The organism is Devosia sp. RR2S18, assembly GCF_030177755.1.
In the GTDB taxonomy this organism is placed as follows: domain Bacteria; phylum Pseudomonadota; class Alphaproteobacteria; order Rhizobiales; family Devosiaceae; genus Devosia; species Devosia rhizosphaerae.
In genome coordinates this window covers 3,917,315-3,942,786 of the sequence record NZ_CP126539.1, presented here as the reverse complement: position 1 = coordinate 3,942,786, position 25,472 = coordinate 3,917,315, and the positions used below count along the sequence as shown (strand labels likewise).

The 25,472-nt window shown below is 61.8% G+C and carries 32 protein-coding genes; 24 read left to right on the top strand and 8 right to left on the bottom strand.

Annotated elements, in window-relative coordinates:
- Position 1 precedes the first annotated feature (1 nt).
- A protein-coding gene (locus QOV41_RS19560; RefSeq protein WP_415926731.1) for an IS630 family transposase occupies positions 2-1,059 on the bottom strand; the annotation gives its coding sequence in 2 pieces (ribosomal slippage) (positions 2-573 and positions 573-1,059; 1,059 coding nt in all).
- 178 nt (positions 1,060-1,237) lie between these two features.
- Here QOV41_RS19560 and QOV41_RS19555 point away from each other — a divergent pair.
- On the top strand, positions 1,238-1,426 hold the full coding sequence (locus QOV41_RS19555; protein ID WP_284578652.1) for a DUF3606 domain-containing protein: 189 nt from the start codon (positions 1,238-1,240) through the stop codon (positions 1,424-1,426).
- Positions 1,423-1,635 (top strand): hypothetical protein, encoded by a 213-nt coding sequence (locus QOV41_RS19550; RefSeq protein WP_284578651.1) that lies wholly within the window; start codon positions 1,423-1,425, stop codon positions 1,633-1,635. The genes QOV41_RS19555 and QOV41_RS19550 overlap by 4 nt, the downstream gene beginning before the upstream one ends.
- Here QOV41_RS19550 and QOV41_RS19545 read toward each other — a convergent pair.
- A complete protein-coding gene (locus QOV41_RS19545; protein ID WP_284578650.1) occupies positions 1,632-3,194 on the bottom strand; it encodes a sensor histidine kinase in 1,563 nt (520 codons plus the stop codon). The two genes, QOV41_RS19550 and QOV41_RS19545, sit on opposite strands and share 4 nt — an antisense overlap.
- Before the next feature lie 237 nt (positions 3,195-3,431).
- Between QOV41_RS19545 and QOV41_RS19540 the strand changes: the two genes are divergently transcribed.
- The 6 genes from QOV41_RS19540 to QOV41_RS19515 all read left to right on the top strand — a co-directional run bounded on the left by QOV41_RS19540 (position 3,432) and on the right by QOV41_RS19515 (position 5,386).
- On the top strand, positions 3,432-3,689 hold the full coding sequence (locus QOV41_RS19540) for a DUF6894 family protein (protein WP_284578649.1): 258 nt from the start codon (positions 3,432-3,434) through the stop codon (positions 3,687-3,689).
- A 287-nt stretch (positions 3,690-3,976) separates the two neighbouring features.
- Entirely contained in the window at positions 3,977-4,183 is a 207-nt protein-coding gene (locus QOV41_RS19535) for a cold-shock protein (RefSeq protein WP_284578648.1), read from the top strand.
- A 108-nt stretch (positions 4,184-4,291) separates the two neighbouring features.
- Complete coding sequence (locus tag QOV41_RS19530; protein ID WP_284578647.1) at positions 4,292-4,534, top strand: hypothetical protein; 243 nt, start codon at positions 4,292-4,294, stop codon at positions 4,532-4,534.
- Positions 4,535-4,582: 48 nt separating this feature from the next.
- Positions 4,583-4,834 (top strand): hypothetical protein, encoded by a 252-nt coding sequence (locus QOV41_RS19525; RefSeq protein WP_284578646.1) that lies wholly within the window; start codon positions 4,583-4,585, stop codon positions 4,832-4,834.
- Positions 4,835-4,942: 108 nt separating this feature from the next.
- Positions 4,943-5,065: a hypothetical protein gene (locus QOV41_RS19520; protein WP_284578645.1), complete on the top strand. Its 123-nt coding sequence runs from the start codon at positions 4,943-4,945 to the stop codon at positions 5,063-5,065.
- A 57-nt stretch (positions 5,066-5,122) separates the two neighbouring features.
- Entirely contained in the window at positions 5,123-5,386 is a 264-nt protein-coding gene (locus QOV41_RS19515; RefSeq protein ID WP_284578644.1) for a hypothetical protein, read from the top strand.
- A gap of 48 nt (positions 5,387-5,434) precedes the next feature.
- Here the strand turns inward: QOV41_RS19515 and QOV41_RS19510 are convergent, their stop codons facing one another.
- The 3 genes from QOV41_RS19510 to QOV41_RS19500 all read right to left on the bottom strand — a co-directional run bounded on the left by QOV41_RS19510 (position 5,435) and on the right by QOV41_RS19500 (position 7,034).
- Positions 5,435-5,734: a hypothetical protein gene (locus QOV41_RS19510; protein ID WP_284578643.1), complete on the bottom strand. Its 300-nt coding sequence runs from the start codon at positions 5,732-5,734 to the stop codon at positions 5,435-5,437.
- Positions 5,735-5,806: 72 nt separating this feature from the next.
- Complete coding sequence (locus QOV41_RS19505; protein WP_284578642.1) at positions 5,807-6,052, bottom strand: hypothetical protein; 246 nt, start codon at positions 6,050-6,052, stop codon at positions 5,807-5,809.
- A 388-nt stretch (positions 6,053-6,440) separates the two neighbouring features.
- Positions 6,441-7,034 (bottom strand): TetR/AcrR family transcriptional regulator, encoded by a 594-nt coding sequence (locus QOV41_RS19500; protein WP_284578641.1) that lies wholly within the window; start codon positions 7,032-7,034, stop codon positions 6,441-6,443.
- 144 nt (positions 7,035-7,178) lie between these two features.
- Here QOV41_RS19500 and QOV41_RS19495 point away from each other — a divergent pair, with 144 nt between their 5' ends.
- The 8 genes from QOV41_RS19495 (at position 7,179) to QOV41_RS19460 (ending at position 14,551) form a co-directional block, all read left to right on the top strand.
- Positions 7,179-7,577: a RidA family protein gene (locus QOV41_RS19495; RefSeq protein ID WP_284578640.1), complete on the top strand. Its 399-nt coding sequence runs from the start codon at positions 7,179-7,181 to the stop codon at positions 7,575-7,577.
- Positions 7,578-7,853: 276 nt separating this feature from the next.
- Positions 7,854-8,741 carry a metal ABC transporter substrate-binding protein gene (locus tag QOV41_RS19490; protein WP_284578639.1) on the top strand — a complete coding sequence of 296 codons (888 nt, stop codon included), beginning with the start codon at positions 7,854-7,856 and terminating at the stop codon, positions 8,739-8,741.
- The gene (locus QOV41_RS19485) at positions 8,738-9,631 is read left to right on the top strand and encodes a manganese/iron ABC transporter ATP-binding protein (RefSeq protein WP_284578638.1); all 894 of its coding nucleotides are present in this window, start codon (positions 8,738-8,740) and stop codon (positions 9,629-9,631) included. The genes QOV41_RS19490 and QOV41_RS19485 overlap by 4 nt, the downstream gene beginning before the upstream one ends.
- Positions 9,628-10,482 carry a metal ABC transporter permease gene (locus tag QOV41_RS19480; protein ID WP_284578637.1) on the top strand — a complete coding sequence of 285 codons (855 nt, stop codon included), beginning with the start codon at positions 9,628-9,630 and terminating at the stop codon, positions 10,480-10,482. The genes QOV41_RS19485 and QOV41_RS19480 overlap by 4 nt, the downstream gene beginning before the upstream one ends.
- Positions 10,483-10,526: 44 nt before the next feature.
- On the top strand, positions 10,527-11,315 hold the full coding sequence (locus QOV41_RS19475; protein ID WP_284581388.1) for a metal ABC transporter permease: 789 nt from the start codon (positions 10,527-10,529) through the stop codon (positions 11,313-11,315).
- A 68-nt stretch (positions 11,316-11,383) separates the two neighbouring features.
- Positions 11,384-12,508 (top strand): Gfo/Idh/MocA family protein, encoded by a 1,125-nt coding sequence (locus QOV41_RS19470; RefSeq protein ID WP_284578636.1) that lies wholly within the window; start codon positions 11,384-11,386, stop codon positions 12,506-12,508.
- Positions 12,509-12,527: 19 nt separating this feature from the next.
- A complete protein-coding gene (locus QOV41_RS19465) occupies positions 12,528-13,760 on the top strand; it encodes a hypothetical protein (protein WP_284578635.1) in 1,233 nt (410 codons plus the stop codon).
- Positions 13,757-14,551 carry a glycosyltransferase gene (locus QOV41_RS19460; protein ID WP_284578634.1) on the top strand — a complete coding sequence of 265 codons (795 nt, stop codon included), beginning with the start codon at positions 13,757-13,759 and terminating at the stop codon, positions 14,549-14,551. Before QOV41_RS19465 ends, QOV41_RS19460 begins: the two co-directional genes overlap by 4 nt.
- Here QOV41_RS19460 and QOV41_RS19455 read toward each other — a convergent pair.
- Entirely contained in the window at positions 14,544-15,422 is an 879-nt protein-coding gene (locus tag QOV41_RS19455) for a glycosyltransferase family 8 protein (RefSeq protein ID WP_284578633.1), read from the bottom strand. The two genes, QOV41_RS19460 and QOV41_RS19455, sit on opposite strands and share 8 nt — an antisense overlap.
- A 104-nt stretch (positions 15,423-15,526) precedes the next feature.
- Between QOV41_RS19455 and QOV41_RS19450 the strand changes: the two genes are divergently transcribed.
- The 3 genes from QOV41_RS19450 to ahcY all read left to right on the top strand — a co-directional run bounded on the left by QOV41_RS19450 (position 15,527) and on the right by ahcY (position 18,377).
- Entirely contained in the window at positions 15,527-15,979 is a 453-nt protein-coding gene (locus QOV41_RS19450; RefSeq protein ID WP_284578632.1) for an RrF2 family transcriptional regulator, read from the top strand.
- On the top strand, positions 15,972-16,859 hold the full coding sequence (locus tag QOV41_RS19445) for an NAD(P)/FAD-dependent oxidoreductase (protein ID WP_284578631.1): 888 nt from the start codon (positions 15,972-15,974) through the stop codon (positions 16,857-16,859). Before QOV41_RS19450 ends, QOV41_RS19445 begins: the two co-directional genes overlap by 8 nt.
- Positions 16,860-16,973: 114 nt before the next feature.
- Entirely contained in the window at positions 16,974-18,377 is a 1,404-nt protein-coding gene (gene ahcY / locus QOV41_RS19440) for an adenosylhomocysteinase (RefSeq protein WP_284578630.1), read from the top strand.
- 72 nt (positions 18,378-18,449) lie between these two features.
- Here the strand turns inward: ahcY and QOV41_RS19435 are convergent, their stop codons facing one another.
- Both QOV41_RS19435 and QOV41_RS19430 read right to left on the bottom strand, forming a co-directional pair.
- The gene (locus tag QOV41_RS19435; protein ID WP_284578629.1) at positions 18,450-19,355 is read right to left on the bottom strand and encodes a cell wall hydrolase; all 906 of its coding nucleotides are present in this window, start codon (positions 19,353-19,355) and stop codon (positions 18,450-18,452) included.
- A 363-nt stretch (positions 19,356-19,718) separates the two neighbouring features.
- A complete protein-coding gene (locus tag QOV41_RS19430; RefSeq protein WP_284578628.1) occupies positions 19,719-20,402 on the bottom strand; it encodes an HAD family hydrolase in 684 nt (227 codons plus the stop codon).
- Positions 20,403-20,505: 103 nt separating this feature from the next.
- Here QOV41_RS19430 and QOV41_RS19425 point away from each other — a divergent pair, with 103 nt between their 5' ends.
- The 5 genes from QOV41_RS19425 (at position 20,506) to QOV41_RS19405 (ending at position 25,449) form a co-directional block, all read left to right on the top strand.
- Positions 20,506-21,912 carry a protein adenylyltransferase SelO gene (locus QOV41_RS19425; protein ID WP_284578627.1) on the top strand — a complete coding sequence of 469 codons (1,407 nt, stop codon included), beginning with the start codon at positions 20,506-20,508 and terminating at the stop codon, positions 21,910-21,912.
- A gap of 9 nt (positions 21,913-21,921) precedes the next feature.
- Positions 21,922-22,476 (top strand): gamma carbonic anhydrase family protein, encoded by a 555-nt coding sequence (locus tag QOV41_RS19420; RefSeq protein WP_284578626.1) that lies wholly within the window; start codon positions 21,922-21,924, stop codon positions 22,474-22,476.
- Between the two features lie 103 nt (positions 22,477-22,579).
- Positions 22,580-23,731 carry a bifunctional 2-methylcitrate synthase/citrate synthase gene (gene prpC / locus QOV41_RS19415; protein ID WP_284578625.1) on the top strand — a complete coding sequence of 384 codons (1,152 nt, stop codon included), beginning with the start codon at positions 22,580-22,582 and terminating at the stop codon, positions 23,729-23,731.
- Between the two features lie 11 nt (positions 23,732-23,742).
- On the top strand, positions 23,743-24,645 hold the full coding sequence (prpB, locus tag QOV41_RS19410) for a methylisocitrate lyase (RefSeq protein ID WP_284578624.1): 903 nt from the start codon (positions 23,743-23,745) through the stop codon (positions 24,643-24,645).
- Positions 24,646-25,449: a DeoR/GlpR family DNA-binding transcription regulator gene (locus tag QOV41_RS19405; RefSeq protein ID WP_284578622.1), complete on the top strand. Its 804-nt coding sequence runs from the start codon at positions 24,646-24,648 to the stop codon at positions 25,447-25,449.
- The last annotated feature ends 23 nt before the right edge of the window (positions 25,450-25,472 follow it).

Genomic DNA, 25,472 nt, shown 5'->3' with positions numbered 1-25,472 from the left:
ATTAGAACCTGTGCGCCCAATTACGCATTCCGATGGACATGATTTTCCAGGGTTGATCGGTGAGCTTGTTCCAGGCATCGCAGCAATGGTCGAGGATGTCCTCGTAGGAGTTGAAGACTCGATTGGAGAGCCAGTTGTCGCGAATGAACTGCCAGACGTTCTCGACCGGATTGAGCTCGGGGCATTTCGGCGGCAGCGGGAGGATGGTAATGTTGGGCGGGATTACCAGGTCCCTGGACAGGTGCCAGCCGGCCTGATCCAGGAGAAGCACGGCGTGAGCCTGTGGCGCGACTGCCGTGGCGATCTCGGCCAGGTGCAGGTTCATGGCCGCGGTGTTGCAGAAGGGCAGGACGAGGCCAGCACCCTTGCCCTGCCGGGGACAGATGGCTCCAAAAATGTAGGTCGAGACCGTGCGCTGATCGTTTGGTGCGCTGGGCCGTGTGCCGCGCTTTGCCCAGCGTCGTGTGATCTTGTTCTTTTGGCCGATCCGCGCCTCGTCGGCGAACCAGATCTCTATGTCGGCGGAGTTGATGCGCTTTTCGAGCGCGATCTCGTCCAGGCGGGCGCCGAACTTTTTTTGAACGTTTCGATTGCGCCTTCGGCCTGGGAATGGTGTCGGGGGCGAGCAGAAAGCTTGCGATAGCCCATTGCTCGCAGTTCCCGGCTCAGGGTCTGCTTGGCCACACTGATGCGGAACTCTTCAAAGATCCATTGTGCGAGGTCAACCAGCCGCCAACGCACGACGCCATGAACCGCCGGGATCGGACCACTCTCGATCATTCTCGCGATCGCCACCCGATGCATGTCGTTTAGCCTGGAGGGCTGTCCGGGCGCCTTGCGGTCGATAAGCCCCTCCGGCCCCTGGGCGTTGAACTTGACCACCCAGTCCCGCACGATCTGCAGCGTCACCCCGCCGATGCGAGCCGCATCGGTGCGCGATGCACCGTCATAGATTGCCGCCAACGCAAGAAGCCGCCGCGCCTGCGGCGCGTCCTTTGTCTTGCGGGCAAACACCCTCAACTGCGACGCCTCGAAATCATCTCGTAACGGAACCGGCATGGCGAACCTCCCTCGTTCGCACTTATGATTCAGAAACCAACCGATTTGGGAATCCCCGCCGAGTCACGCTTATATATTATCGGGATCCGGTATAAGTTCGGGGGTGGTTTCGCTGGTGCGCCAAGCGGAACCGCCCTAGCATGCTCGTGTTATCTCCACAGCATCGAGGGAGACGAGCATGCCCGACAACAGGGACCTGACCGGCGGCGCCGACCGCAAGCGGCTCGCCGCCGAGCAGCAATACGAATTGTCCTACTTCGCCAGCCGCCATGGCCTGTCAACGGACGAAGCGCGCCAGATCATCGAGGAAGCCGGCCCTAGCCGCGAGGCTGCCGATGCTGCCGCCGAAAGGCGGAAGCTCACATGAAGCCGAGCCCCGATCTCAGCCCCTTGCCTGACCTCGACCTCGATCTCATCGCCGGGATCGATAAATTCATCGCCACCCACTCCGATCCGGAGGCCGGGATGCTCAGTCGCAACGATGCCATCAACCGTATCCTGCGCGATTGGCTGACCCGGTCCGGTTATGTGGAGCCCGATGCCGAGCAGCAGGATTTCGACGACCCCACGCACTAGGCGGTGGTTGCCGCCTCGGCGAGAGGAAAGTTGAAGATGAAACGGGTGCCATTGTCGCGCTCATAGCGCGCCTCGCCGCTCATCTGGTTGACAAGCCCATGAATGAGGCGCGTTCCCATGCCTTTGCCGGTCTCGTCGGGATCGAAACCCACACCATTGTCCTCAATGACCAATTGCCCATTCTCGGCGTCCACTCGCCGGAGGGCGAGTTTAAGCTCGGCAGGCTTGTCCTCGGTAAAGGCATATTTAAGCGCGTTGGAAACTGCTTCATTGATGATCAGCCCTAGTGGAGTGGCATGATCGCGGTCAATCATCATCGGTTCGATGTCATAGCTCACCGCTACGGGTCGGCCATAGGAGGCGAGCAGTCCCTGGGCAATATTGGCCACATAGCCGCCCGCATCCACGGCCGCGAACTGGTCATTGCCATAGATATGCTCGTGCACCGCCACCATGGCGCTGATGCGATCCTTTAGGTTCTGCTTGAGTGCGGGATCGCCCTTTTGCATGTTTACCAGCGCAATTACCGACTGCAGATTGTTTTTCACCCGGTGGTGCACTTCCCGCAACAGCATCTGGTTGGTGTCGACCAAGGCCGCTAGGCGTTCCTGGTTGCGCCCTTCGCGTTGCAGCAAACGCCATACGACATAGGCGGCATAGGCAAGCGCCAAGGCCGTGGGGATCACAACGACAAGGCCGGTCCAAATCCCCCGTGTGGTAGCCGCATAGGTAGGCGACACGCCAATCGACGCCACTGCAATGAGATCACTGCCGCGCACAGTCTGGTAGCCCACGATGCGGTGCACCCCATCCGCCGGAGAGATTGTCTCGTAGACGCCGGCGGGAGCTGCGAGCAGATAATCGGTGAAGAGCACATAATTGCTCAGGTCCAGTGGCCCTGGCGGTTGTGGATAGCGTGACACCAACTCGCCGTCGCCACGGATCAGACCAACGGTGGATTGATCATCCAGGCGCAGCGATTCCCACACTCGACGCAACAGCTCGTAGTTGAACGTAACTACTGCGGCACCGGCAAAGACCCCGTTCCGCTCCATGCGCTTGCTGATAGCAAAGATCTGTTCGCCATTGAGCCGGCTGACGAGCATGGAACTGACGTAATAGGCGGCCCCATCCCGCACCCCGGTGAAATACTCCCGGTCTCTGACCTCGATCGGCATGACTTCGGGATCGGTGGAGAACAGCGTGGTCCCGTCCTCGCCCACCACGTAGATCTTGGCGCTGCCCGGCAGGCTCACGACAGAATCGGCCAGGCGCTGCACGGTCTCGGCCGTTGGCGGTTCAAAGCCGTCCCCCACCGCGTCATCAACGCGGCGCAACACCTGCCGCGCGGTTTCGATTGTCCATTCTGCGTTCGCGGCGACAACCTGTGAGGACAAGGCAGCCTGCGCAAACATGCGCTCCTCCGCCGTGTTGAAGGAGCGCCAGATCAGCAGCGCCGTACCCACGATAAAGAAAACGAGCAGCACCACGATAAGCGCAATCGCCAGCAAATCGGCGCGAGGCCGGCGTTTTGCCATGGCCGCTTCACTGATTGTCACCCGCGTCCCTCCATCGACACGGCAGCGCGAAGGCGCCAGTCCGATCAAACGCGTAACCATAAGCAGGTTCGTCGCGTTCGCAAAGCTGCTTCCCCAGCATTGTCGCGCCTGGCGCGGTGCCGTTGTGAACTGGTATCCGACCTGATGAAGAAGAGGTCTGCGTCCGTCTTTTGCCACGAGGCGGTGAACCTAAGCTCCACAGGAATGTTCATGAGGGACAATCAAAGGAGTGCGACCATGCCCCTCTTCTATTTCGACCTGATCGATGGGGAAAACATCACCGAGGACCAAGCAGGCACCGATCTGCCAGATGCGAGCGCAGCTCGCCGGGAAGCCACCAGCCACATCATCGAAGCGGCTCGCGACCTTCTGCCCAATGGCGGGGCGGAGAGGGACATCTCTATTCGTGTCCGGGACCAGCAGCAGGATCAGGTTCTCGAAGTATCCATCACCTTCAAGGTACACGCGGCGCCCGGTAGTGAATTCACTCAGTAATTCTCAGCTAGGCGAGTGTGAGCTCAGGCTCCCGCATAATCGCTCGCCAAGCCAGTGACGACGAACGATTTAAACACACCATCGAATGGCTGCCTTGTTATTGCGGCATTGTGCACTTATATGTTCTTCATACGTTTGAGCTCACATGGCTATCTGAAGGCCGGTTTTTCCGGTTCTTGGCTACTTCCCTGTTTTTGAGAGCGTTATGAACCTGCCCTGCATGTTGTCGGGCAGCAATGATGCTTTCTGGCCATTTGGCCGGGGCACGACAAGACAAGGCTACAGCCATGACAACCGGCACCGTAAAGTTCTTCAACACCACCAAGGGCTTCGGCTTCATTTCGCCTGAAGGCGGCAGCAAGGACGCTTTTGTCCATATCTCTGCCGTCGAACGCTCGGGCCTGAATGGCCTGAACGAAGGCGACAAGGTTACCTATGAGCTCGAGACCGGCCGCGATGGCAAGGACTCGGCGGTCAACCTGGCGCTCGTCTAAGCACAAAGCTCGCCGGGTCTGCCTCGCGCAGGCCCGTCACGCCTCCCGCTCCCTTGGTGAGGCATACAACGACGATCCGGCGTTCTGCCGCATCAACCGAGACAATCTATGACATATCCCGACTTCCAGGCTCCCGCCGAGCTCTATCTCGGCAGCTCCTGGCAAACAGCGGCTGCGCAAGGCTCGCGCTCGTTCCGCACCGCAGCCAATGCAATCCGCTTTGCTCTCGAACACGCAGCGCCGGTGAGCCTGCGCGGAGCCAGACTGAGCATCGGCAATGCCGAGTATTCAGGCGCAGATCTGCATGAGCTTTATCGCAGCGCCAACTATCCGTTGCAACGCAAACACTAGCGGTGCGGGTCGAACCAGATCCGGGCTGCACAATTGGAGAATGCTAGCATGAACAAGTTCAACTATGCCGCCGCTGCGGAGCTCTTCCCCAGCAGGCGCTATGCAAAGTCGCAGACGACGCAGTATCGCCGGTTCGCCACCGCTTCGGAGGCTGTTCGCTATTGCATCGAGGACATGCCGTCCAAGTCATTGGCCGGATCGTTCCTCGAGGTGGACGAGCAGCGTTTCGAGGGTGCCGAGATCCGGGTCCTTTATGAAGCCGCCGATTATCCGCTCGAGCGGATTGTTCCGGCCGAGTGACCATCGCCGGCCGGCCGCAGACGCGAGGTTCTCAAGCTGTTTGTGAGTGTCTTTCGCCCTGCGGACGTGCCATTTTGCGTGTGAGCGAAATCGCTCTGGAGACAACCGATGGCCAAAGGTCAGCTGCGCGGAAATAAAGAAGCCAAGAAGCCCAAGAAAGAGAAGCCCCAGGGGAACGCCTCGGCACCTTCTCTCAAGGGTGCGGTTACTCTTGGTGAGAAGAAGAAATAGCGGCGCCCGGGTCGGGTCGCTCGATCTGCTCCGCCACCGCCTCGCAGGAGCAAATTGATGACGACCAGATCAACAGTCCGCACCGTCACCTTCCGCCACTCCTTTAGGCTCCCCGGCATGGAGAAAGCCCATGCACCGGGGAGCTTTCAGGTGAACGCCGAGGAAGAGCAGTTCGATCTGATGTGGGACGCATACCGCACCAGCATGAGCATCATGCTGCCTTACCCCGGAAGGGTTGAGGCCCTGCCGGTCACCCAGGCAGACCTCGATGCGGCGATCGCGCGCGATCAGCAGTCAAGCACGGGTACGGATTTCTCCTGACATCGCGCCTGCCTATACCCGGGCCAGCGACTTGCATTGCGCTAACGCCTAGCGTTGGCTGACTAGGTGCGTGAACAGCGACTTCTTTGAAATGCCGCTGGTGGCATGACCCTTGGTTTTGCTCAGATTGATCACCAGGAGCACGTCTCCATCCTGCAGGTTCGCAGCCTCGGCGAACGCGTCTTTCAGCGTCGCCGAATTGCGGGTTGATGTGATCAGGTAAAAGGACGAGGTTTCCGACCAGACATCACCCTCGCTCGCCGCTTCGATCGCTTCGGTCAGGGCCGCATAGCGGTCTTTGTAGTCGCTTCCGTCCTCGAGCTTGAAACTCACGGCAAACAGCGCCAACGCCTATCTCCAATTCTTGCAAGTTGCACTGCTAGCGGCACCGACTGCCGCAGCGTCCTGTTCTGCCGGTGTTTAGGCTGACCCGTGCCGGCTATATAGGATCGTTACTTTCTCCACCCCGGCAATGGTCTTGTGACGGACCCGGGCTCGGAGGCGCCTGGTCTCCCCAATGGTATGGAGATCCTCTTGCAGCACCATGAGTGCAGCAGCCTCCGCAGACGTTGCCATGACCTTGCAGACGTCGGATTGCTGAGGCCGGCCTTCGGGATCGGTGTTGTAGGATTCGACCGTAAATTCGATCTGCCGCTCCAAGCTCATGGCCGCTCCCCGGGCATTCTGGCTTACGTGCCGTTGCCCTGGCGCATCATAGGCCCAATCGCTTGAAAATGATCGGTCAAATTTGCGCGGCCGCGCGCATAGGAGACGCTGTTGCAGCGGCAGATATGTCGCAGTGAAACTAAATCAAATCCTTGGGCTGGCTTCTGCTGTCCGCGCGTTGGATAGCTGCACCTCCACGGAGCAGCCAAATGGTTCGACCTACTCTGGACGATTTACTTTTCTACGGCATGCTGGTCGTGCTGGTACTCCTGGTCGCCATTCTCGGGGGCATGAACCTGGACCTGCTGTCCAACCGTCCCTGAACGGATCTACGCCAACCTTTCACGACGACGATGGGCTCATCGGCAAACCTGCCTTGGAAGACGGCTCAGTCGGGCACCCTCAGCAGACCCGACGCTAAACACCGGAACGCCTCCACAGCTTTGGGCAGCAGTTCATCCGACTTGTCGCCGGCTGCCACCCACAAGGCCGCGTTGAGTGCTGCACCACTGAGGAGACGGGCTGCAGCTTCAGGATCCACGTTTCTTAGCACCCCTGTTGCAATCAACCGTTCGACGGCCCGCCTCGTTTCCTCGAGACAAGCGCTCTGGCTCGGCCACTGTGACGGATCCCCCAATACGGCCGGGCCATCCAGCAGCACCACGCGCTGAACTTCCGCATCCAGCGCCATCTCGATATAGGCGGCGCCCTCCGCCAGGAGCCCCTCCCATTCCGTGCTGGCTTGCGCACCCACGGCACGTGCGCGGGCGGCCATTTCGCCGTCGATTTGGTGCACTACGGCCGCCAGCAGACCGATCTTGTCGCCAAAATTATGGTAGAGTGCACCTCGGGTGAGGCCCGCTGCGCCGGTGAGATCGTCCATGGACGCCCCGGCATACCCCTTCTCTGCGAACGCCTGCCGCGCTGCTCGCAGCAGCTTGTCGCGATTTTCTTGCATGGATTGAGCGCGTGATTTGGCCATTTCATTCCTCGTTTCACATACGAGTCGTATATGAATTGACATGGGTGCATGACGCGAGCTATTCCACATACGCCACGTATGCAACTGGAGCGTCCGTTGAAAAGGAAGGCTCCACGCCAATCAGACCCAGAAAGCGCTCATGTGATGACCACTTCCGAAGCTATATTTCCTCAGGACAGACACGCCCTCTACGAAGCCCACGGCTATTCGGCAGCTATCCGGTCCGGCGATCTTCTCTTTGTCTCCGGGCAGGTCGGTAGCCGCGAGGACGGCACACCGGAACCCGATTTTGCCAAGCAGGTCCGTCTTGCATTCGATAACCTGGAAGCCACCCTGGACGCCGCCGGCTGCACCTTTTCCGATATTGTGGACGTCACCACCTTCCATACCGATCCAGAGAACCAATTCGGCACGATCATGGCGGTCAAGAACCAGATCTTCGGCAAACCGCCATATCCCAACTGGACCGCTGTAGGCGTAAACTGGCTCGCCGGGTTCGACTTTGAGATCAAGGTGATCGCCCGCATTCCAGGACGCGCTTAGGCGAATAAACTGCAGGCAGTTCGGCCAGAGAGACCTTCAGGCTCCTGGCTGGAGCCAGGGCGGTGAAGCACATCTTCCTTGAAGTCGCCACGACCATCGGAAGTCTTACTCCGGTGCGCAAGGGCAGCTGTCCATCTCACGACGGTCCTCGCCGGCGGCGGAACGGATCGGCACATCCGGAATTGCGGCCATGATGCCAATCACGCTCCAACATGCACTTGCGAATGATTTGCAATTGCACTAAGTTGCGGTAACTGGTTCCCGTGGAGTAGACGCATGCGACTACGAGTTTTCGTGTACCTGCTGGCTGCGCTTACCCTTTGCGCCGTTCCCGTTGCGGCGCAGGAGCGGCTGAAGGCGGTCACCACCTTCACCATCATTGCTGACATGGCACGAAACGTTGCCGGCGATGCGGCCGATATTGTCTCCATCACCAAGCCGGGCGCCGAAATTCATAACTATCAGCCCACCCCCGGAGACCTCATCGCGGCCCAGGATGCCGACCTCATTTTGTGGAACGGGCTCAACCTGGAACAATGGTTCGAGCAGTTTCTCGGCAATCTCGGCGATGTCCCCTCCGTTGTCGTGAGTGAAGGGATCGAACCCATCGGCATCGGGGAGGGACCTTATGCGGGCAGGCCAAACCCGCATGCCTGGATGTCGCCCAGCGATGCCGTCATCTATGTCGAAAATATCCGCGACGCATTCATCGCCGCCGATCCGCCGAACGCCGACACCTATACCGCCAACGCCGCCGCCTATGTCGCTCAGATCGAGGCAACGGTTGCACCGATCCGCGAGGCGATCGCCACCGTACCAGAAGAACGCCGCTGGCTGGTGACCTCTGAAGGTGCCTTCAGCTATCTGGCCCGAGATTTCGGGCTTAGCGAACTCTATCTGTGGCCGATCAATGCGGACCAGCAGGGAACGCCACAGCAGGTGCGCCAAGTGATCGACCAGATGCGCGAGCACGACATTCCGGTGATCTTTTCGGAGTCCACAATCTCCTCGCGACCCGCCGAGCAGGTCGCCCGCGAAACCGGCGCCGAATATGGCGGGGTGCTCTATGTGGACTCCCTGTCCGAAGCCGATGGCCCGGTACCGACCTATCTGGATCTCCTATCGGTGACCGCAAGCACCATTGTCGAAGGCCTGACCGAATGAACGACGCCAGCCAGCCAGGACTGGTCGTGAGCGATGTTGCCGTCGCCTATCGCAACGGCACCACCGCTATGAAGCACGCCAGCTTCACCATCCCGCGCGGCTCGATCACCGCGCTGGTGGGCGTAAACGGCTCGGGCAAGTCCACCCTGTTCAAGGCCATTATGGGCTTCGTGCCGCTTGCCGCCGGCTCGGTCGAGATTCTCGGCATTCCCGGCAGGACGGCGCTCAAGCGCAACCTCGTCGCCTATGTGCCCCAGTCCGAAGATGTCGACTGGAACTTCCCCGTTCTCGTCGAAGACGTGGTGATGATGGGGCGCTACGGCCATATGGGGCCGCTCCGCCGCCCCAAGCGCCAGGACCACGACATGGTCACGCAGGCGTTGGAGCGGGTGAACCTGATCGAGTTTCGCAAGCGCCAGATCGGCGAGCTTTCTGGTGGGCAGAAGAAGCGCGTGTTCCTGGCCCGAGCGCTGGCGCAGGAAGGGCAGGTGATCCTTCTCGACGAGCCCTTCACCGGCGTCGACGTCAAGACCGAGGACGCCATTGTCGCCCTGCTGCGGGCGCTGCGCGACGAAGGCAAGGTGATGCTGGTTTCGACCCACAATCTGGGCTCGGTTCCCGAGTTCTGCGACCGCACGGTGCTGGTCAAGGGTACTGTGCTCGCCTCCGGGCCCACCAGCGAGATCTTTACCCGGGAGTGGCTCGAACTTACCTTCGGTGGCGCCCTCCGTCACTTCGTGCTTGCCGGGGCAGGGCTGCACGACGACGATGACCAGCGGCATGTTTCCGTGCTCACCGACGACGAGCGCCCCTTGGTCATGTACGGGCTCGAGGGCCGGCAAGTGCATCAGCAATCCGCTCGCCGCAAGACACAAGAGCCGCAATCGTGATCGAGCTGCTGCTCCAGCCTTTCGACTACAACTACATGGTCAATGCCATGTGGGTCTCGGCGCTTGTGGGTGGCGTCTGCGCCTTTCTCTCGGCCTATCTCATGCTCAAGGGTTGGTCGCTGATTGGCGATGCACTCAGCCATTCGATCGTCCCGGGCGTGGCAGGGGCCTATATGCTGGGGCTGCCTTTTTCCCTCGGCGCCTTCTTTTCCGGCGGGCTGGCGGCTATCGCCATGCTGTTTCTTACCCAGCGCACCAAGCTCAAGGAAGATGCCGTTATCGGGCTCATCTTCACGGCCTTTTTCGGTCTGGGGCTGTTCATGATCTCCCTGTCGCCCACCTCGGTGAACATCCAGACCATCATCCTGGGCAATATTCTGGCTGTGACCCCGGAAGACACCATTCAACTGGTCATCATCTCTGTGGTGACGCTGCTCGTCATGGCCGTCATCTGGAAGGACCTCATGGTCACCTTCTTCGATGAAACCCATGCCCGTTCCGTCGGCCTCAATCCGCCGCTTCTGCGCGCTATCTTCTTTACGCTGCTCGCCGCCTGTGCCGTCGCGGCCATGCAGACCGTCGGCGCCTTTCTCGTCATCGCCATGGTGGTGACCCCCGGTGCCACGGCCTATCTCCTCACCGATCGTTTCCCCCGCCTCATCCTCATTGCCGTGGCGGTGGGCACGCTGTCGTCCCTTCTGGGCGCCTATGCCTCCTTCTTCCTCAATGGCGCGACCGGCGGCGTCATCGTCGTGCTGCAGACCCTGGTTTTCCTCCTCGCTTTCTTTTTTGCTCCCAAGCACGGCATGCTGGCGTCGCGCCGTCGCGCCGCCGCGGAGCTCGCCCGGTGAGCGATTTTCTCGTCTACGCCCTCTGGCCCTTCCAGTTTCCCTTCATGACGCAGGCCATGGCCATTGCGGTGATGGTGGCAATACCCACAGCGCTCCTCTCCTGCTTTCTGGTACTCAAGGGCTGGTCGCTGATGGGTGACGCGATTTCCCATGCGGTCCTGCCCGGCGTCGTCCTCGCTTACATGGCGGGCCTGCCGCTCGGCGTCGGCGCCTTCGCCGCTGGCATGGCTTGCGCGCTCTCGGTGGGGTTCCTCAAGGAAAACAGCCGCATCAAGGAAGACACGGTCATGGGCGTGGTCTTTGCCGGTCTCTTTGGCCTCGGCATTGTCCTTTACACCTCCATCCAGACCGACGTGCATCTCGATCATATTCTCTTTGGCGACATCCTCGGCGTCTCCGCCGCCGACCTCTGGCAGACCGGCATAATCGCGCTGCTTGTCACCGCCTTGGTGCTCGTCAAATGGAAGGACCTCCTTCTCTTCTCCTTTGATCCGCAGCAGGCCGGCGCCATCGGTCTACCCACGCGCCTGCTCCACTATGGCCTGCTTGCCATGCTGTCGCTCACCATCGTCGCGGCGCTGACCGCCGTGGGTATCATCCTCGTGATCGCGCTCCTTGTCGCGCCCGGCGCCATTGCCTTTCTCCTGTCGCGGCGCTTCGCACCCATGATGCTGATCGCAACAACCATCTCCGTCCTCTGTTCGCTGGCCGGCATCTACCTCAGTTTCTTCATCGACTCCGCTCCGGCCCCCACCATCGTGCTGCTGATGAGCGCCACCTTCGTCGTTGCTTTCGTTGTCACCAGTCGCCGGACAACCGTCGCAACCGTGTAGCGATGGGCCTAGCGGCGCAGCGTACTCCCTTGTAGCTTGCGGTACGTACATCTAGGAGGAGTGCGTTCATGAGTAACCAGCGGCTCGGCGTCGGCATCATCGGCACCGGCAATATATCCTCGGCCTATCTCAAGGCCATTCTCGGCCGTGATGGTCTGCCCGGTTTCGACGTGCTCGATATCCGCGCCATTGCCGATATGCGCCCCGAAGCCGCCGCTGCGCGGGCTGCCGAGTTCGGGCTTCGCTCTGTCACCGTCGAGGAACTGCTCGCCGATCCAGAGATCAAGCTGGTGCTCAATCTCACCATTCCCCGTGCCCATGTCGAGGTAGGCCTGCGCTGCCTCGCCGCCGGCAAGCACGTCTATTCGGAAAAGCCGCTGGGCATCAATTTCGCCGAGGGCAAGCGCCTGCTGGACGCAGCCACGGCCGCTGGCCTCCGCATCGGCTCGGCGCCGGACACGTTCCTGGGCGGTTCGCACCAACAGGCTCGTGCCGTGGTGGATTCAGGTGCCCTGGGCCAGATTGTTGGCGGCACCGCCTTTTTCCAATGCCCGGGCCACGAAAGCTGGCACCCCGATCCCGCCTTCTACTACGACATCGGTGGCGGTCCGGTGCTCGACATGGGGCCCTACTACATCACCGATCTCGTCAATCTACTGGGGCCTGTCGCCCGCGTCTCGGCCATGGCGTCGCGGCTCCGCACCGAGCGCCCCGTCACTTCCGAGCCCAAGCGCGGCGAGATCATGCCGGTCAAGGTCGACACGCACGTCACCGGTTCACTCGGCTTTGCCAATGGCGCCATTGTGCAGGTAGGCCTCAGCTTCGATGTCGCCGGGCACAAGCATGTGCCGCTGGAGATCTACGGCACTGAAGCCAGCCTCATCGTTCCCGATCCGAACTTCTTCGGCGGCGCGGTCGAACTGCGCAAGCGCGGTCGCGAGGAGACCTGGAACCCCATCGAGGTGACCCAGCCCTATGCCGACGGCAACTACCGCTCGCTCGGTCTCGCCGACATGGCCAAGGCGATCCTTGAGGATCGTCCGCACCGCGCCAATGGCGATCTGGCCCTCCACGTCCTTGAAGTCATGGAAGCTTTTGCCACCGCCTCGGCGGAGGGTCGCACGGTCGACATCAACACACCCGTCGAGCGCCCCGCTCCACTGGCCAGCGTTCTGGCTGACGGTCGGCTCTAGCGCTGAGCGGATAGGGGCGGTGATCTCGCCTCTACCCAACCCCACCCTGTCGCGCTATGGGGTCGGTATGGCCATCGACCTTGCGCTCGCACACCCCGATATCGCCGTTGCCGCGCCCGTGCTGCTCGATCCAGCCCGGCCGTTGCGGCGTATTCCACTGGGACCGGAGCTCGACCGTCCACAGAGCTTTCATGATCGTTTCGACGACGACGCCGTCTTCTACGACGTCTTCCGCGATCATACTGGCCGCCACGTCTACCTCATCGGCCCCATGGCGCTGAACCTTGCTCCCTTGATCGACAACCTTGAAATTGTCGGCCATCCCTCCGGCACCAGCGCCCGGCCCCGCATCCACCACGGCATCCAAGCCGAGATCCTGCGCGTCACCCTGCCCAAGGGCGATACCCACCTCCGCTTCACGTTTGGCGAGCAGCCGGTAGAAGTCGCCATCCAGCGCAATCGAAGCGATGCCTTCCGCGGTGACCGCATCGTCTTCACCATCAACAAGGACAATGATCTCGCCTGGATTGCCGATTGGGCCCGCTTCTACGTTGCCGAGCACGGCGCCACTGCGGCCGTGGTTTATGACAATGACTCTACCAGCTATAGCCTCGATGACCTGCGGACCACGCTTGCTGGCGTGCCGGGTCTGGAGAAGTTCTTGGTCATTCCCTGGCCCTACCGCTTCGGGTCGATGGACGATGTCTTCACTGGGCATAGGTTCGGAGGCAATTGGGCGATGTTTGCCCAGCCACCAAAATTCACCCAATTCTTCCGCCGCTACGGCATGCGCGCGCGTTCCATCCTCAATGCCGACATCGATGAACTGGTGATGTCCCCCTTCCGCCGCTCCGTGTTCAAGGCGGTTGAACGTTCCCCCTTCGGCCTCCTCCGTTTCAACCGCATGTGGGTGCTCAATGCCCGCGCCGAGGATGGTGTGCCCCGCCATGCCCAGTTCGTGATCCGCAAGAAAGGTGTCGCTGCGCGCGACCGGGGCAAGAAATGGGCGATTGCGCCTGGCCGCGCCTTCTTTGCCTCTTGGCGGGCGCAGCCCTGGACCCATCAGGTGCGCGGCTGGTTCAATCTCTCGGGATCCTCCGGCGCCTTCTACGGCTACCATTTCATCGGCATTTCCCGGTCCTGGTATTGGGATCGGACCGAGCAGATCACCTTCGACCCCAAGCTGCACGTCAAGGACCAGCTGATGATCGACACCTTCGCCGACGTCTACGGCACGCCGAGGCGCCGATGACCCTCCCCACCATTGTCAGCTTCTGGCATGGACCCATGAGCTGGCTCGAGCGCATCTCCATTGCGTCCTTTGTTCGGCATGGGCACCAGGTTGAGGTCTATTCCTATGAGCCGATCCCCGACCTGCCCACAGAAGCCGTGCAGCGCGACGCGGCCGAAATCCTGCCGCGCAGCAAGCTGGTCTTCTACAAGGGCAAGGGCACGCCGGGCGTCTTTTCCGACTACTTCCGCATGAGCCTCCTGCGCCATGCCCGCGGTGTTTATGCCGATCTCGACATGTACTGTGTCAGGCCCATTGCGCCCGCGTCCGACTACCTCATGGCCTATGAGCGGCCGGGCTCGGTCAATGGCGCGGTGCTGCTAATTCCCCCAGAGGCACCACTCCTTGCCGACCTTCTGGCAATATTCGAGCAATCGCGCCGGCCCCTCTTGGAGCCGCATCTGCCGCCCATTCGCCGCCTCGAAGTCGCGGCGCGTCGCCTCGTCGGCGACCCGGTTAGGCCCGAGCACATGCAATATGGCGCAACCGGGCCGATGGCCCTGACCTACTACGTAAGGCACCATGGGCTGGGGCACTTGGTGCTCCCCAGCGCATCCTTCTACCCCATCCCCTATGAGGGCATCCCAGGGCTCCTCCAGCCCGGGTCCAGCATCGACCCGGCAATTCGCCCTGAGACCATGGCCGTCCACATCTGGCGCAGTCAGCTGACCAATCGGGGCCGCGCCGGTATTGCGCCGCCACCAGCCGATAGCGCCTTGGCGGAGCTTTGCGCCCGGGAAGGAGTCAGCTGAGCCGCAGCTTCTTTTTCCACCAGCGTTTCCAGCGGTGCCGGGCGAAGCGGTAGAACAACTCGTTGGTCATCACGTGCCGGTAGAGCCGTCCGAACGCCACCCAGTGGAACATGCCGGCAAAGATCCCCCAGGGTTTGGATTCGCCGGTATAATGGAGGATTGCCGGGTTCAGCCCCTCATGGGCATGCCGCGCGTCAATTGTGTTCCAGCGCCAGGGCAGTTCGAGCCATCTGTTCTTGAAGACGAGGTTGAGAAAATCCTGGTCGTAATAGATGCGCTGCATCACCCCTTCGCGTAGCGCTACTTCCAACTGCCCAATGATATCGGCCTCGCGCCATTGCGCTACGTCGATCAACACCAGCCCGGCATTAAAGTAGGGGTCGGCAGGGTCGAGGATGTCGCGATTGGCTTTAAGATCGCGCCCGCCAGTGATGAAGGCGCCGATGCTGTCGCGCACTGCCGCGATGGGTCGCCCCTCCATGTCGATCTCACAAAGCTTCTCAATGGCGTCGCGCACCAGCATGTCGCAATCGAGATAGAGCACGCGTTCCACATCGGGCCCCAGGAGCTTGTCGATCATCAGCCGGGCATAAACAATATTGGAGAGCCGCTTGTTCTCGGGCATCCGCGCGGCCACGTCCCGGAACATGTCCGACCGGTCGAGGTCGTACCATTCGAGCTTCACGGGAAACTCTTCGGTAATGGCCAGGAGGTCCGCCCGATGCGTCTCGCTCAACGTGCGGTGGCAGAGGTGAAAGACGAGGTCGCTTCTTCGGTGGGTGAAAAGGCAGACCGAGCGCATCGTGGCGTAGGCCGGCGCCCAAAAATTGTCGTCGAAGGTCAGGGCGATGTGGATCGGGCGCGTGCTCAAGTGCTGCCTTTCTCGGCCGAAATGCGGGGCGGACCATGTCGCGTGCCGCGCACTCCGTCAACTCCGGCTTGACACAGGCCAGGTGATGTAACAAATAATGTTACATGAGAAGATCCAGTCGCCTTTCCCTTGCTCTCCATGCCCTGGTGCACCTCCACAAGCAGCCCGATGCTGCCATCACCTCGGCGGCTTTGGCGCAGTGCCTCATGACCAATCCGGTCGTGGTGCGACGTGTCCTGGGTGAACTGCGCGAGGCAGGCATCGTCACCGCCACCAAGGGGCACGACGGCGGCTGGCGTCTGGCGCGACCGGCAGCGGAGGTCAGCCTCCGGGCGGTCTATGCCGCCATGGGCGAGAGTCTCCTCATCCGCACCCAAAGCGATCCAGGCGACCGTCAATGTGGCATCGTTCGGGCGGTCGACAGTGTCATGACCGACTTCCTCTCCGAGGCCGAGGCGCTTCTTGCCGCACGTCTTGAACGCATCTCTTTGGCTGATTTGGCCGTTCAGGCCCTACCCCATCCCCTCCCTGCTCATGGAACTCTCTCTCATGGATGACGTCATCATCGTCGGCGGCAGCTTTGCTGGTCTTGCCGCCGCCCTCCAGCTCGGCCGCGCCCGTCGGCAGGTCACCGTCTTCGATACCGCCCTGCCGCGAAACCGCTATGCCGAGCACGCCCACGGCATTTTGGGGCATGACGGCAAAAACCCGGCCGACATTCTGGCGGCCGCCCGCGACCAGCTCGCCCGCTACGAGACGGTCAAGATCATCAACGCGCGCGCGACCAAGGCCAGCGGCCAGCTCGATGATTTCACCGTCTTGACGGAGAAGGGGGAGCACCACGCCCGCCGTCTGGTCTTGGCTTACGGTCTCACCGACGAATTCCCGCCCATCGACGGCTTTGCCGAATGCTGGGGCAAGACGGTGCTGCACTGCCCCTATTGCCACGGCTATGAAGTGGCCGAAAAGCGCTGGGGGCTCATCTATTCCACCCCGCTATCGCTGCACGCCACGGCCCTTTATGGCCACTGGACCGACCAGATCACCCTCTTCTCCGATGGCCACGATCTGCCCGAAGCCGAGAAGAGCAAGCTCGCCAAGCGCGGCGTCGCTCTCGTTGAGGGCAAGGTGAAGGCTTTCGAGCATAAGGAGGGTCGTATCACTGCAGTCATCGGGGAAGACGGCACGCGCACCGAGCTCGACGCGCTCTATGTGCATCCGCACAACCGGCCCTCGGCCGATCTGCACGAGCAACTCGGAGTCGAGACGGACGACACCCCGACAGGCATCGCCTTCAAGGTCAATGATCGGCACCAGACCTCGGTCGAGGGAGTCTATGCCGGCGGCGATCTCGCCCATGCCATGCACTCGGTCACGATTGCTTCCTATGGCGGAGCCATGGCCGCCATTGGCGCGCATCAATCCCTCGTCTCCTAAAGCTCCGCCTCGACCGGGTTGGTAGCGGGATATAAACCTTTCTTTATGTCCGGTTGTCAGCCCGGCGGCAGATCGCGTATAGCAGGGGCAAAACAAACCCTGCTGGAGCCCCTGATGACCACCAATTCGACCGACTATGCGGTCAGAGACATTTCCCTGGCCGATTATGGCCGCAAGGAAATCGAGATCGCCGAGATCGAGATGCCCGGCCTCATGGCAATCCGCGAGGAATACGCCGCGGCCCAGCCGCTCAAGGGCGCGCGCATCGCCGGTTCGCTCCACATGACCATTCAGACGGCGGTCCTCATCGAGACCTTGGTGGCGCTTGGCGCCGAAGTGCGGTGGGTCAGCTGCAACATCTTCTCGACCCAGGATCATGCTGCCGCAGCCATTGCAGCCGCCGGCATTCCGGTCTTTGCCCACAAGGGCGAGAGCCTTGAGGAATACTGGGCCTTCACCGATCGCATGATGGATTGGGGCAATGGCCTCACCCCCAACATGATCCTTGATGATGGCGGCGACGCCACCATGTACATCCTCAATGGCGCCAAGGCCGAGCAGGACGCGTCCTTCCTGGAGCGTCCGGGCAATGAAGAAGAAGAGATCTTCTTTGCCACCATCAAGAAGCGTTTGGCGACCTCGCCCAATTTCTTCTCGACCATCCGCGCCAATATCCGCGGCGTCTCGGAAGAAACCACCACGGGCGTGATGCGCCTCTACCAGCTGCAGGCCAAGGGCGAGCTGCCTTTCCCCGCCATCAACGTCAATGACTCGGTCACCAAGTCCAAGTTCGACAACAAGTACGGCACCCGTGAATCGCTGGTCGACGCGATCCGCCGCGGCACCGACGTGATGCTGGCCGGCAAGGTTGCCGTCGTTTGTGGCTATGGTGACGTGGGCAAGGGCTCGGCCGAGTCGCTGCGCGGCGCCGGGGCCCGGGTGCTGGTCACCGAAGTCGATCCGATCTGCGCTCTGCAGGCCGCCATGGAGGGCTTTGAAGTCGTCACCCTCGAAGACGCTGCCCCGCGCGCCGACATCGTCGTCACCGCCACCGGCAATCGCGACGTGCTGACGCTCGATGACATGCGCAAGCTCAAGGACATGGCCATCGTGTGCAACATCGGCCACTTCGACAACGAGATCCAGGTGGCAGCGCTCCGCAACTTCAAGTGGACCAATGTCAAGCCGCAGGTTGATCTCATCGAAAAGCCCGATGGCAACCGGCTGATCCTGCTGTCCGAAGGGCGCCTCGTAAACCTGGGCAACGCCACGGGTCACCCCAGCTTTGTCATGTCGGCCTCCTTCGCCAACCAGACGCTGGCCCAGATCGAGCTTTGGACCAATGGTGACAAGCTCGAAAAGAAGGTGCACGTCCTGCCCAAGCACCTCGACGAAAAGGTCGCCGAACTGCACCTCGCCAAGCTCGGTGCCAAGCTGACCAAGCTCACCCAGGGCCAGGCCGACTATATCGGCGTGCCCGTCGAAGGCCCCTTCAAGTCCGGCGAATACCGCTACTAAGCGTCACCACTCACCACCAAACAGAAAAGCCCGCGACCAAGGTCGCGGGCTTTTTCATGCGAGACGGTTATCTCAGTTGGTCGCGTAAAAGATGTGCGAGCCGATCTGCGCCACGGCGTCGAAGGTGTTGGCCCAGGAGGGGTTCACCGCCGTGGTGTGATAGTAGAGCGTCGAGCGCGGCACCGCACCGACATTCTCGCCCAGCGCAAATTCGGCATAGACCTGCTGCGCCAGATCCTTGGACCGGGCCCAGGCGCGGCGCTCGCCAACGGTCTCGGCGCGGCCGTCGCAGGCAAAGGTGAACTGGCAGCGATAGCGGCCCTTGTCGGCATTCTGATAGATGACGCCGCACAGCGTATCGGGGAACTTGCCCGAACGCGCCCGGTTGACGATCACATTGGCCACGGCCAGCTGACCGGCTTGGCTTTCGCCGCGGGCTTCATGGTAGATGGCCTGCGCCAGGCAATCGCGCTCGGCATTGGCGTGTTCGAGGCGCTTGGGCAGGGGCTGGTAGCCGCTCTCGATATAGGCGGCGAGCGTCGAGGTGCTGAGCGCACCATCGGCCCGGGCGCTGGTCGGGGTGGTGAAGCTGGCAATGGCCGAAACCGCGCTATTACCGCCACCCAGCGAGCCACGCGAGATATAGCTCATCAGCATGTCGGCGGTGAGCTCATCGGGTTCGGCAAGGCCCAGCACGTCCACGGAGCGCAGTTCCTTCTGCCGTTCCACATAGTTGGCAAGAAGTGCCTCAGTGAGCGGCTGCTGTCCGGCTGGGACCGGCACCATTGTCGGACCAATGGCCGGCTGGCTCCGCACTGCGGCGATCCCTTCGGGCACCGGCAGCGGGGCGACGGATGCGACCTTGATCGTCTCGGCATGCGCCGGGGAGAATGTAACAACGAGCACAAGCACAACTGCGCAAAGAGCAAGCACATGCGAAATCGTCCGCACGGTCATCGTCTGCCAGGTTTGCTTCAATGCTCCGTCCTTACTCGTGAGCGCGTCCGGTCATATCCAGCGCGCCTTCTTATCGAGCCCGTCGTTGCGGACCCCCTGTGACTTCCGAGCGGCACACTAGCCAAGCTTCTCTGCCTAGGGAAGCGGAAATTTACAGGCGGTTAACCATAGCGGTTAGCGTCTTAAAACACGGTTAACGGCCGCGAGCCGAGCTGAAAACCCATAAAATTGAGGAACTTGCTTGGTGGTGAAGCCGGGCTTCGGGGCCACGGTAAAAGTTTACGCATCAAGGAAGGCGTCGTTAACTATTTCCCCGCCGCTGTTGCAGCTGAGAACCAAAAAAGCCCCAGTCGCCTGGGGCTTGCTCATGCAATTGGGGGTTGTTCAGCGCTGGGGAAACGCCGCAATCCGCACATGGTCCAGGCTCTCCATGATGGCGATGCCTAGCGCGCGGATCTCCTCGCTGGGATGGACAAGATCGGGCACCATCACCGTCTGCATGCCCGCCGCATGCGCCGCCCGGACGCCCGAATAGCTGTCCTCGAGCGCCAGGCAATGGATGGGATCCACCCCCAGCCGTTCGGCGGCAAGCAGATAGGGTTCGGGATGCGGCTTGGGGTTCACCACGTCGTCCCGCGTCACGATGGTCTCGAACATGTCGAACAGCCCCGCCGTGCCCAGGTGCGTATGGGCATGGGGTTGGCGCGACGAGGTAGCGATGGCCGTCGGCACGCCGCGCTCCCGCAACTCAAGGAGCAGCTCCCGCGCCCCGGTCTTGACCGGCACCTCGGCATGCATCCGCTCCCGCATGATGCTGCGGCAACGTTCGTCGAACAGCGTATAGGGGAAGGCCACGCCATAGGCTTCCACCAGCAATTGCTGGGTACGCTCGTGGCTCGATCCCACCATGGACAGATGCACCAGATCGCTCATCTCGAAGCCAAGATCGGCGCAGACCTCGAAAACGATGGACCGGAACACCGTTTCGGTATCGAGGATCGTGCCGTCCATGTCGAAGATGACGGCTTGGAAGGGATCAAGGCTGAGCGTGTCGTGCGGAGCGTTCATCTCGTGCGGTATAGGCGGATTCCGGCCGACCCGCTAGGCGCAAGCGCAGCAAGTCTGGGTTGCGTGGGCGAACCGGTGGGGCCGTGCTAGCGTTTACCCCTTCATGACCCGCTACCAACCCTCCCGCGCCCATGAGGCCCTCGGCGACACCTTCTTTGATCGCGTCGAGCCCGCTGATTTTCCCAAGACTATCCTGCGCCATCGCGATCAGCGCTGGGCCGAGCGCATCGGTCTTGATGCGTTGACTGAGTCGGAGTGGCTCGCCCTTTTCGGCCGTTTCGAGCCCCTGCCGGGCTCGTTCGAGCAGCCGCTAGCCCTGCGCTATCATGGCCACCAGTTCCGTTCCTACAATCCCGATCTGGGGGATGGCCGCGGCTTCCTCTTTGCGCAACTGCATGATCTCAAGGACGGGCGCCTACTTGATCTCGGCACCAAGGGGTCGGGCAAGACGCCCTGGTCTCGTGGCGGCGATGGGCGGCTGACGCTTAAGGGTGGCGTTCGGGAAGTGCTCGCCACCGAATTGCTCGAAGCCCTGGGTGTCTACACCTCCAAGAGCCTGTCGCTGGTTGAAACCGGCGAGGACCTCCATCGCGGCGACGAGCCATCGCCCACCAGATCGGCGGTTCTGGTCCGCCTCAGCCATAGCCACATCCGCATCGGCACCTTCCAGCGCTTGGCCTATCTGGAGGACCTTGAAGCAACCCGGCGCCTTCTCGACTACACGATCGAGCGCTATTATCCCGAACTGGTTGATGCCGACGACAAGCCGGTCGCCTTTCTCCAGGCGGTGGTTGCCCGGGTCGCTCGGCTCGGCGCGCAGTGGACCGCCGCCGGATTTGTGCACGGGGTCCTCAACACGGACAATATCAACGTCACCGGCGAGAGCTTCGACTATGGCCCGTGGCGCTTTTTGCCGGTGTACGACCCGGAATTCACCGCCGCCTATTTCGACGAAACCCGGCTCTATAGCTTCGGCCGCCAGCCCGATACGCTGGCCTGGAATCTGACCCGCTTGGCCGAGTGCCTCGTGCCGCTTTCCACGGTGGAAGAACTCGAACCGGCCCTTAACACCGTCTGGCCCGCGTTTCGCGAGGCACTGCCGCGGGAGATCCTGCGCCGCCTTGGCCTCAAGTCGAAGGATGTCGAGACCGATACTGGTTTTATGACCACGCTCTTCGGCTTCCTTCTCCAGAGCAAGGCGCCCTACGAGCAGTTTTTCTTCGATTGGCGGGGTGGTGCACTTGGCGCCGAACGCGCGGCCCGCAGCCCATCGGCCGAAATCTACGCGAGCGACGCGTTCCGCCCTCTCGCCGATGCGTTCGAAAGCTATCAACCGGCGGACGGCCTCAATCTCGATCACCCCTATTTCGCCCGCTCCACGCCACGCACCATGCTGATCGAGGACATGGAGGCAATCTGGGCCCCCATCGCCGAGCGCGACGATTGGAGCCTCTTTCACGAAACACTGGCCGAAATCGCCGAGATGCGCGAGGCTTATGGGATCCGATAGGAGGAGCCCATGAGTCTTTATGCGCTGGATGGCATTGCCCCCGATATCCACCCCGAAGTGGCCTGGATCGCACCGACCGCCGTTCTGGTGGGGCAGGTCTTCGTCGACGCCGAGGCGGGCATCTGGTTCGGGGTAGTGGCGCGGGGTGACAATGAGCCCATCGTCATCGGCGCGCGCAGCAATGTGCAGGAGAACGTCGTCCTCCATACCGATATAGGCTTTCCCCTCACCATCGGACGCGGCTGCACCATTGGCCACAAGGCGATGCTCCACGGCTGCACCATCGGCGATAACACGCTGGTGGGCATGGGCGCGACCATCCTCAATGGCGCCCGAATTGGCAATAACTGCCTGATCGGGGCCGGTGCCCTGGTGACGGAAGGCAAGGAAATCCCCGATGGCTCGCTGGTCATCGGTGCCCCGGGCAAAGTCGTGCGCCAGCTCGACGATGCAACAATTGGTGGTCTGCGCCGGTCTGCCGACAGCTATGTTCGCAACGCCCAGCGCTTCGCCGCCGGTCTGATGGACGTGACGGCACGGCCCCACGATTTCGGTCCCGCCTGAGCCTGCAAGGGGGCTTGCCGAACCGGCAGGAGATCACCGCTTGGGATTGGCGCGGCCCCGGTCTATCACTAGGGCAACAACAAGCGTCAGGGAGGCAGCACACGTGACCGAGACCAATTTCAAGCCCAAGAAATCGGTGGCGCTATCGGGGGTCCCCGCCGGCAACACGGCGCTCTGCACCGTCGGCCGCTCGGGCAACGATCTCCACTATCGCGGCTACGACATTCTCGATCTCGCCGAGTCCAGCGAGTTCGAAGAAATTGCCTATCTGCTCGTCCACGAGCGCCTGCCGACCCAAAGCGACCTGACCGCCTACAAGGCCAAGCTCAAATCACTCCGAGGCCTGCCGCAGGCGGTGAAAGCTGTGCTCGAGGCCATACCTGCTGCCGCCCACCCGATGGACGTCATGCGCTCGGGCGTCTCGGCGCTCGGTTGCGTCCTGCCCGAAGCCCATGACCACAATACGCCCGGTGCCCGCGACATCGCCGACCGGCTGATGGCGAATCTCGGCTCCATGCTGCTTTATTGGTATCATTTCGCCCATAATGGTCGCCGCATCGAGGTGGAAACAGACGACGACAGCATTGGCGGGCATTTCCTCCATCTGCTGCATGGCAAACCACCCAGCCAGAGCCATGTCCGGGCCATGCACACCTCGCTAATTCTCTATGCCGAGCATGAGTTCAACGCCTCGACTTTCACGGCACGGGTGATCGCCGGCACTGGGTCAGACCTTTATTCCTCCATCGCCGGAGCTATCGGCGCCCTGCGTGGCCCCAAACATGGCGGCGCCAACGAAGTCGCCTTCGACATTCAGAAACGCTACGCAACGCCTGATGAGGCGGAAACCGATATCCGTCGCCGCGTTGAGGCCCGCGAAGTCATCATCGGCTTCGGGCACCCGGTCTACACGGTGTCCGATCCGCGCAATGAGGTCATCAAGCGCGTGTCCAAGCGTCTCGCCGATGAAGCCGGCTCGCAGCGTCAATACGCCATCGCCGAGCGTATCGAAGCGGTGATGATGGACGCCAAGAAGATGTTCCCCAATCTCGATTGGTTCTCGGCTGTTTCTTACGATCTCATGGGTGTGCCGACATCCATGTTTACGCCTCTCTTCGTCATTGCGCGGACGTCCGGTTGGTCGGCGCACGTCATCGAGCAACGCCAGGACGGCAAGATCATCCGCCCGTCGGCCAACTACACCGGTCCCGACGACCTGCCCTTCGTGCCGCTTGCTGAGCGTCAGGACGCCTAAGGAGTTCTTCCATGCCATATCTCGTCGCCGACGATCTGCCGCGCGAAAGCGCCGGGCGCCGCTTCCGCGCCTTGCTCGACCGTCCGCACATCCTCCAGCTGCCGGGTGCCCACAACGGTCAGGCCGCCATCCAGGCACGCAATGCCGGGTTCGAGGCGCTCTACCTCTCCGGCGCCGCTATGACGGCTTCCATGGGCCTGCCCGATCTCGGCATCATCACGGTCGATGAAGTCAGTTTCTTTATCCGCCAGATCGCCCGCGCTTCGGGCCTCCCGCTACTGGTCGATGGGGACACCGGCTATGGCGAGGCGCTCAACGTCATGCACATGGTCCGCACCTTCGAGGACGCCGGCGCCGGGGCGGTGCATCTTGAGGACCAGCTCCTGCCCAAGAAATGCGGGCACCTCAACGACAAGAAGCTCGCCGATCCTCAGGACATGGCCGCCAAGGTGGCCGCTGCAGCCCGGGCGCGGCGCGATCTTGTCATCATCGCCCGTACGGACGCCGCTGGCAGCGAAGGGCTCGAGGGGGCCGTCGCCCGTGCCAAGCTCTATGTGGAAGCGGGTGCGGACGCGATCTTCCCCGAGGCGCTCACCAGCGTCGACATGTTCCGCGCCTTTGCCGAGGCGATGCCTGGCGTCAAGCTCCTCGCCAACATGACCGAGTTCGGTCGCACGCCCTACCAGAGCGCAGCCGAGTTCGAAGCGCTGGGCTTTTCCATGGTCATCTGGCCGGTGTCGTCGCTCCGCGTTGCCAACAAGGCCCAGGAAAAGCTCTACGCTGCCATCAAACGCGACGGTGGTACCCAATCAATGCTCGGTGAAATGCAAACCCGGCAGGAACTCTACGACACCATGGGCCTCCACGACTACGAGGCGCTCGACGCCTCTATCATTAAGACCATTGTTCCCTAGATGAACGACGCGGGTGAGCGGCAGCAGGCAATCCTCGAATTGGCGCGCGAGCAGCAGCGCGTCACCGTGGATGCGCTCGCCGCGCATTTCTCCGTCTCGGTCCAGACCATCCGCAAGGATCTCAACCAGCTCTGCGACCAGCGCCTCCTCACCCGTACCCATGGCGGCGCCATGCTGCCTTCGGGTGTCGAGAACCTGCAATACGAGGCACGCCGCCGGATCGCGGCTCCGGAGAAGGAGGCAATCGGCCGCGCCGCCGCCGCGCTGATCCCCAACGACGCCTCCCTCTTTATCAATATCGGCACTACCACCGAGGCGGTGAGTGAGGCTCTGCTCGATCACTCCGGTCTGCTCGTCGTCACCAACAACATCAATGTCGCCAACCGCATGCGCATTTACCCGCGCTTCGAGGTCGTCATCGCAGGAGGCGTCGTGCGCGGCAGCGATGGCGGTGTTGTGGGGGAAGCAGCGGCGGACTTCTTTTCCCAGTTCAAGGTGGACTATGCCGTGATCGGCGCCTCCGCCCTCGACGAGGAGGGGGCCCTCCTCGATTTTGACTATCGCGAGGTCAAAGTCGCCCAATCGATCATCGCCAACGCTCGGCATGTCATCCTTGTCGCCGACCAGAGCAAGTTTCAGCGCTCCGCCCCCGTGCGCATCGCGCGCATCGACCAGATTGGCACTTTCGTCACCGATCATTGTCCCTCGGCAGCCTTTCGACAGATTTGCAGCAGTGCGGGTGTCGAATTGCTGGAAACTGCTGCGCCACACGCTAACAGTCCGCTAACCAGATCGGCACTTTAAGAGCACGCTTAAACCTCGGATAA

Bases quoted from the DNA above. Each gene is read 5' to 3' on its own strand.
- QOV41_RS19430 (WP_284578628.1), bottom strand. From the start codon at position 20,402: ATGAACGCTCCGCACGACACGCTCAGCCTTGATCCCTTCCAAGCCGTC.
- QOV41_RS19490 (WP_284578639.1), top strand. From the start codon at position 7,854: ATGCGACTACGAGTTTTCGTGTACCTGCTGGCTGCGCTTACCCTTTGC.
- QOV41_RS19495 (WP_284578640.1), top strand. From the start codon at position 7,179: ATGACCACTTCCGAAGCTATATTTCCTCAGGACAGACACGCCCTCTAC.
- QOV41_RS19445 (WP_284578631.1), top strand. From the start codon at position 15,972: ATGGATGACGTCATCATCGTCGGCGGCAGCTTTGCTGGTCTTGCCGCC.
- QOV41_RS19450 (WP_284578632.1), top strand. From the start codon at position 15,527: ATGAGAAGATCCAGTCGCCTTTCCCTTGCTCTCCATGCCCTGGTGCAC.
- QOV41_RS19535 (WP_284578648.1), top strand. From the start codon at position 3,977: ATGACAACCGGCACCGTAAAGTTCTTCAACACCACCAAGGGCTTCGGC.
- prpB (WP_284578624.1), top strand. From the start codon at position 23,743: ATGCCATATCTCGTCGCCGACGATCTGCCGCGCGAAAGCGCCGGGCGC.
- QOV41_RS19475 (WP_284581388.1), top strand. From the start codon at position 10,527: ATGACGCAGGCCATGGCCATTGCGGTGATGGTGGCAATACCCACAGCG.
- QOV41_RS19555 (WP_284578652.1), top strand. From the start codon at position 1,238: ATGCCCGACAACAGGGACCTGACCGGCGGCGCCGACCGCAAGCGGCTC.
- QOV41_RS19485 (WP_284578638.1), top strand. From the start codon at position 8,738: ATGAACGACGCCAGCCAGCCAGGACTGGTCGTGAGCGATGTTGCCGTC.
- QOV41_RS19515 (WP_284578644.1), top strand. From the start codon at position 5,123: ATGACGACCAGATCAACAGTCCGCACCGTCACCTTCCGCCACTCCTTT.
- QOV41_RS19405 (WP_284578622.1), top strand. From the start codon at position 24,646: ATGAACGACGCGGGTGAGCGGCAGCAGGCAATCCTCGAATTGGCGCGC.
- QOV41_RS19550 (WP_284578651.1), top strand. From the start codon at position 1,423: ATGAAGCCGAGCCCCGATCTCAGCCCCTTGCCTGACCTCGACCTCGAT.
- QOV41_RS19460 (WP_284578634.1), top strand. From the start codon at position 13,757: ATGACCCTCCCCACCATTGTCAGCTTCTGGCATGGACCCATGAGCTGG.
- QOV41_RS19470 (WP_284578636.1), top strand. From the start codon at position 11,384: ATGAGTAACCAGCGGCTCGGCGTCGGCATCATCGGCACCGGCAATATA.
- QOV41_RS19425 (WP_284578627.1), top strand. From the start codon at position 20,506: ATGACCCGCTACCAACCCTCCCGCGCCCATGAGGCCCTCGGCGACACC.
- QOV41_RS19500 (WP_284578641.1), bottom strand. From the start codon at position 7,034: ATGGCCAAATCACGCGCTCAATCCATGCAAGAAAATCGCGACAAGCTG.
- QOV41_RS19530 (WP_284578647.1), top strand. From the start codon at position 4,292: ATGACATATCCCGACTTCCAGGCTCCCGCCGAGCTCTATCTCGGCAGC.
- QOV41_RS19420 (WP_284578626.1), top strand. From the start codon at position 21,922: ATGAGTCTTTATGCGCTGGATGGCATTGCCCCCGATATCCACCCCGAA.
- QOV41_RS19540 (WP_284578649.1), top strand. From the start codon at position 3,432: ATGCCCCTCTTCTATTTCGACCTGATCGATGGGGAAAACATCACCGAG.
- QOV41_RS19505 (WP_284578642.1), bottom strand. From the start codon at position 6,052: ATGAGCTTGGAGCGGCAGATCGAATTTACGGTCGAATCCTACAACACC.
- QOV41_RS19520 (WP_284578645.1), top strand. From the start codon at position 4,943: ATGGCCAAAGGTCAGCTGCGCGGAAATAAAGAAGCCAAGAAGCCCAAG.
- ahcY (WP_284578630.1), top strand. From the start codon at position 16,974: ATGACCACCAATTCGACCGACTATGCGGTCAGAGACATTTCCCTGGCC.
- QOV41_RS19525 (WP_284578646.1), top strand. From the start codon at position 4,583: ATGAACAAGTTCAACTATGCCGCCGCTGCGGAGCTCTTCCCCAGCAGG.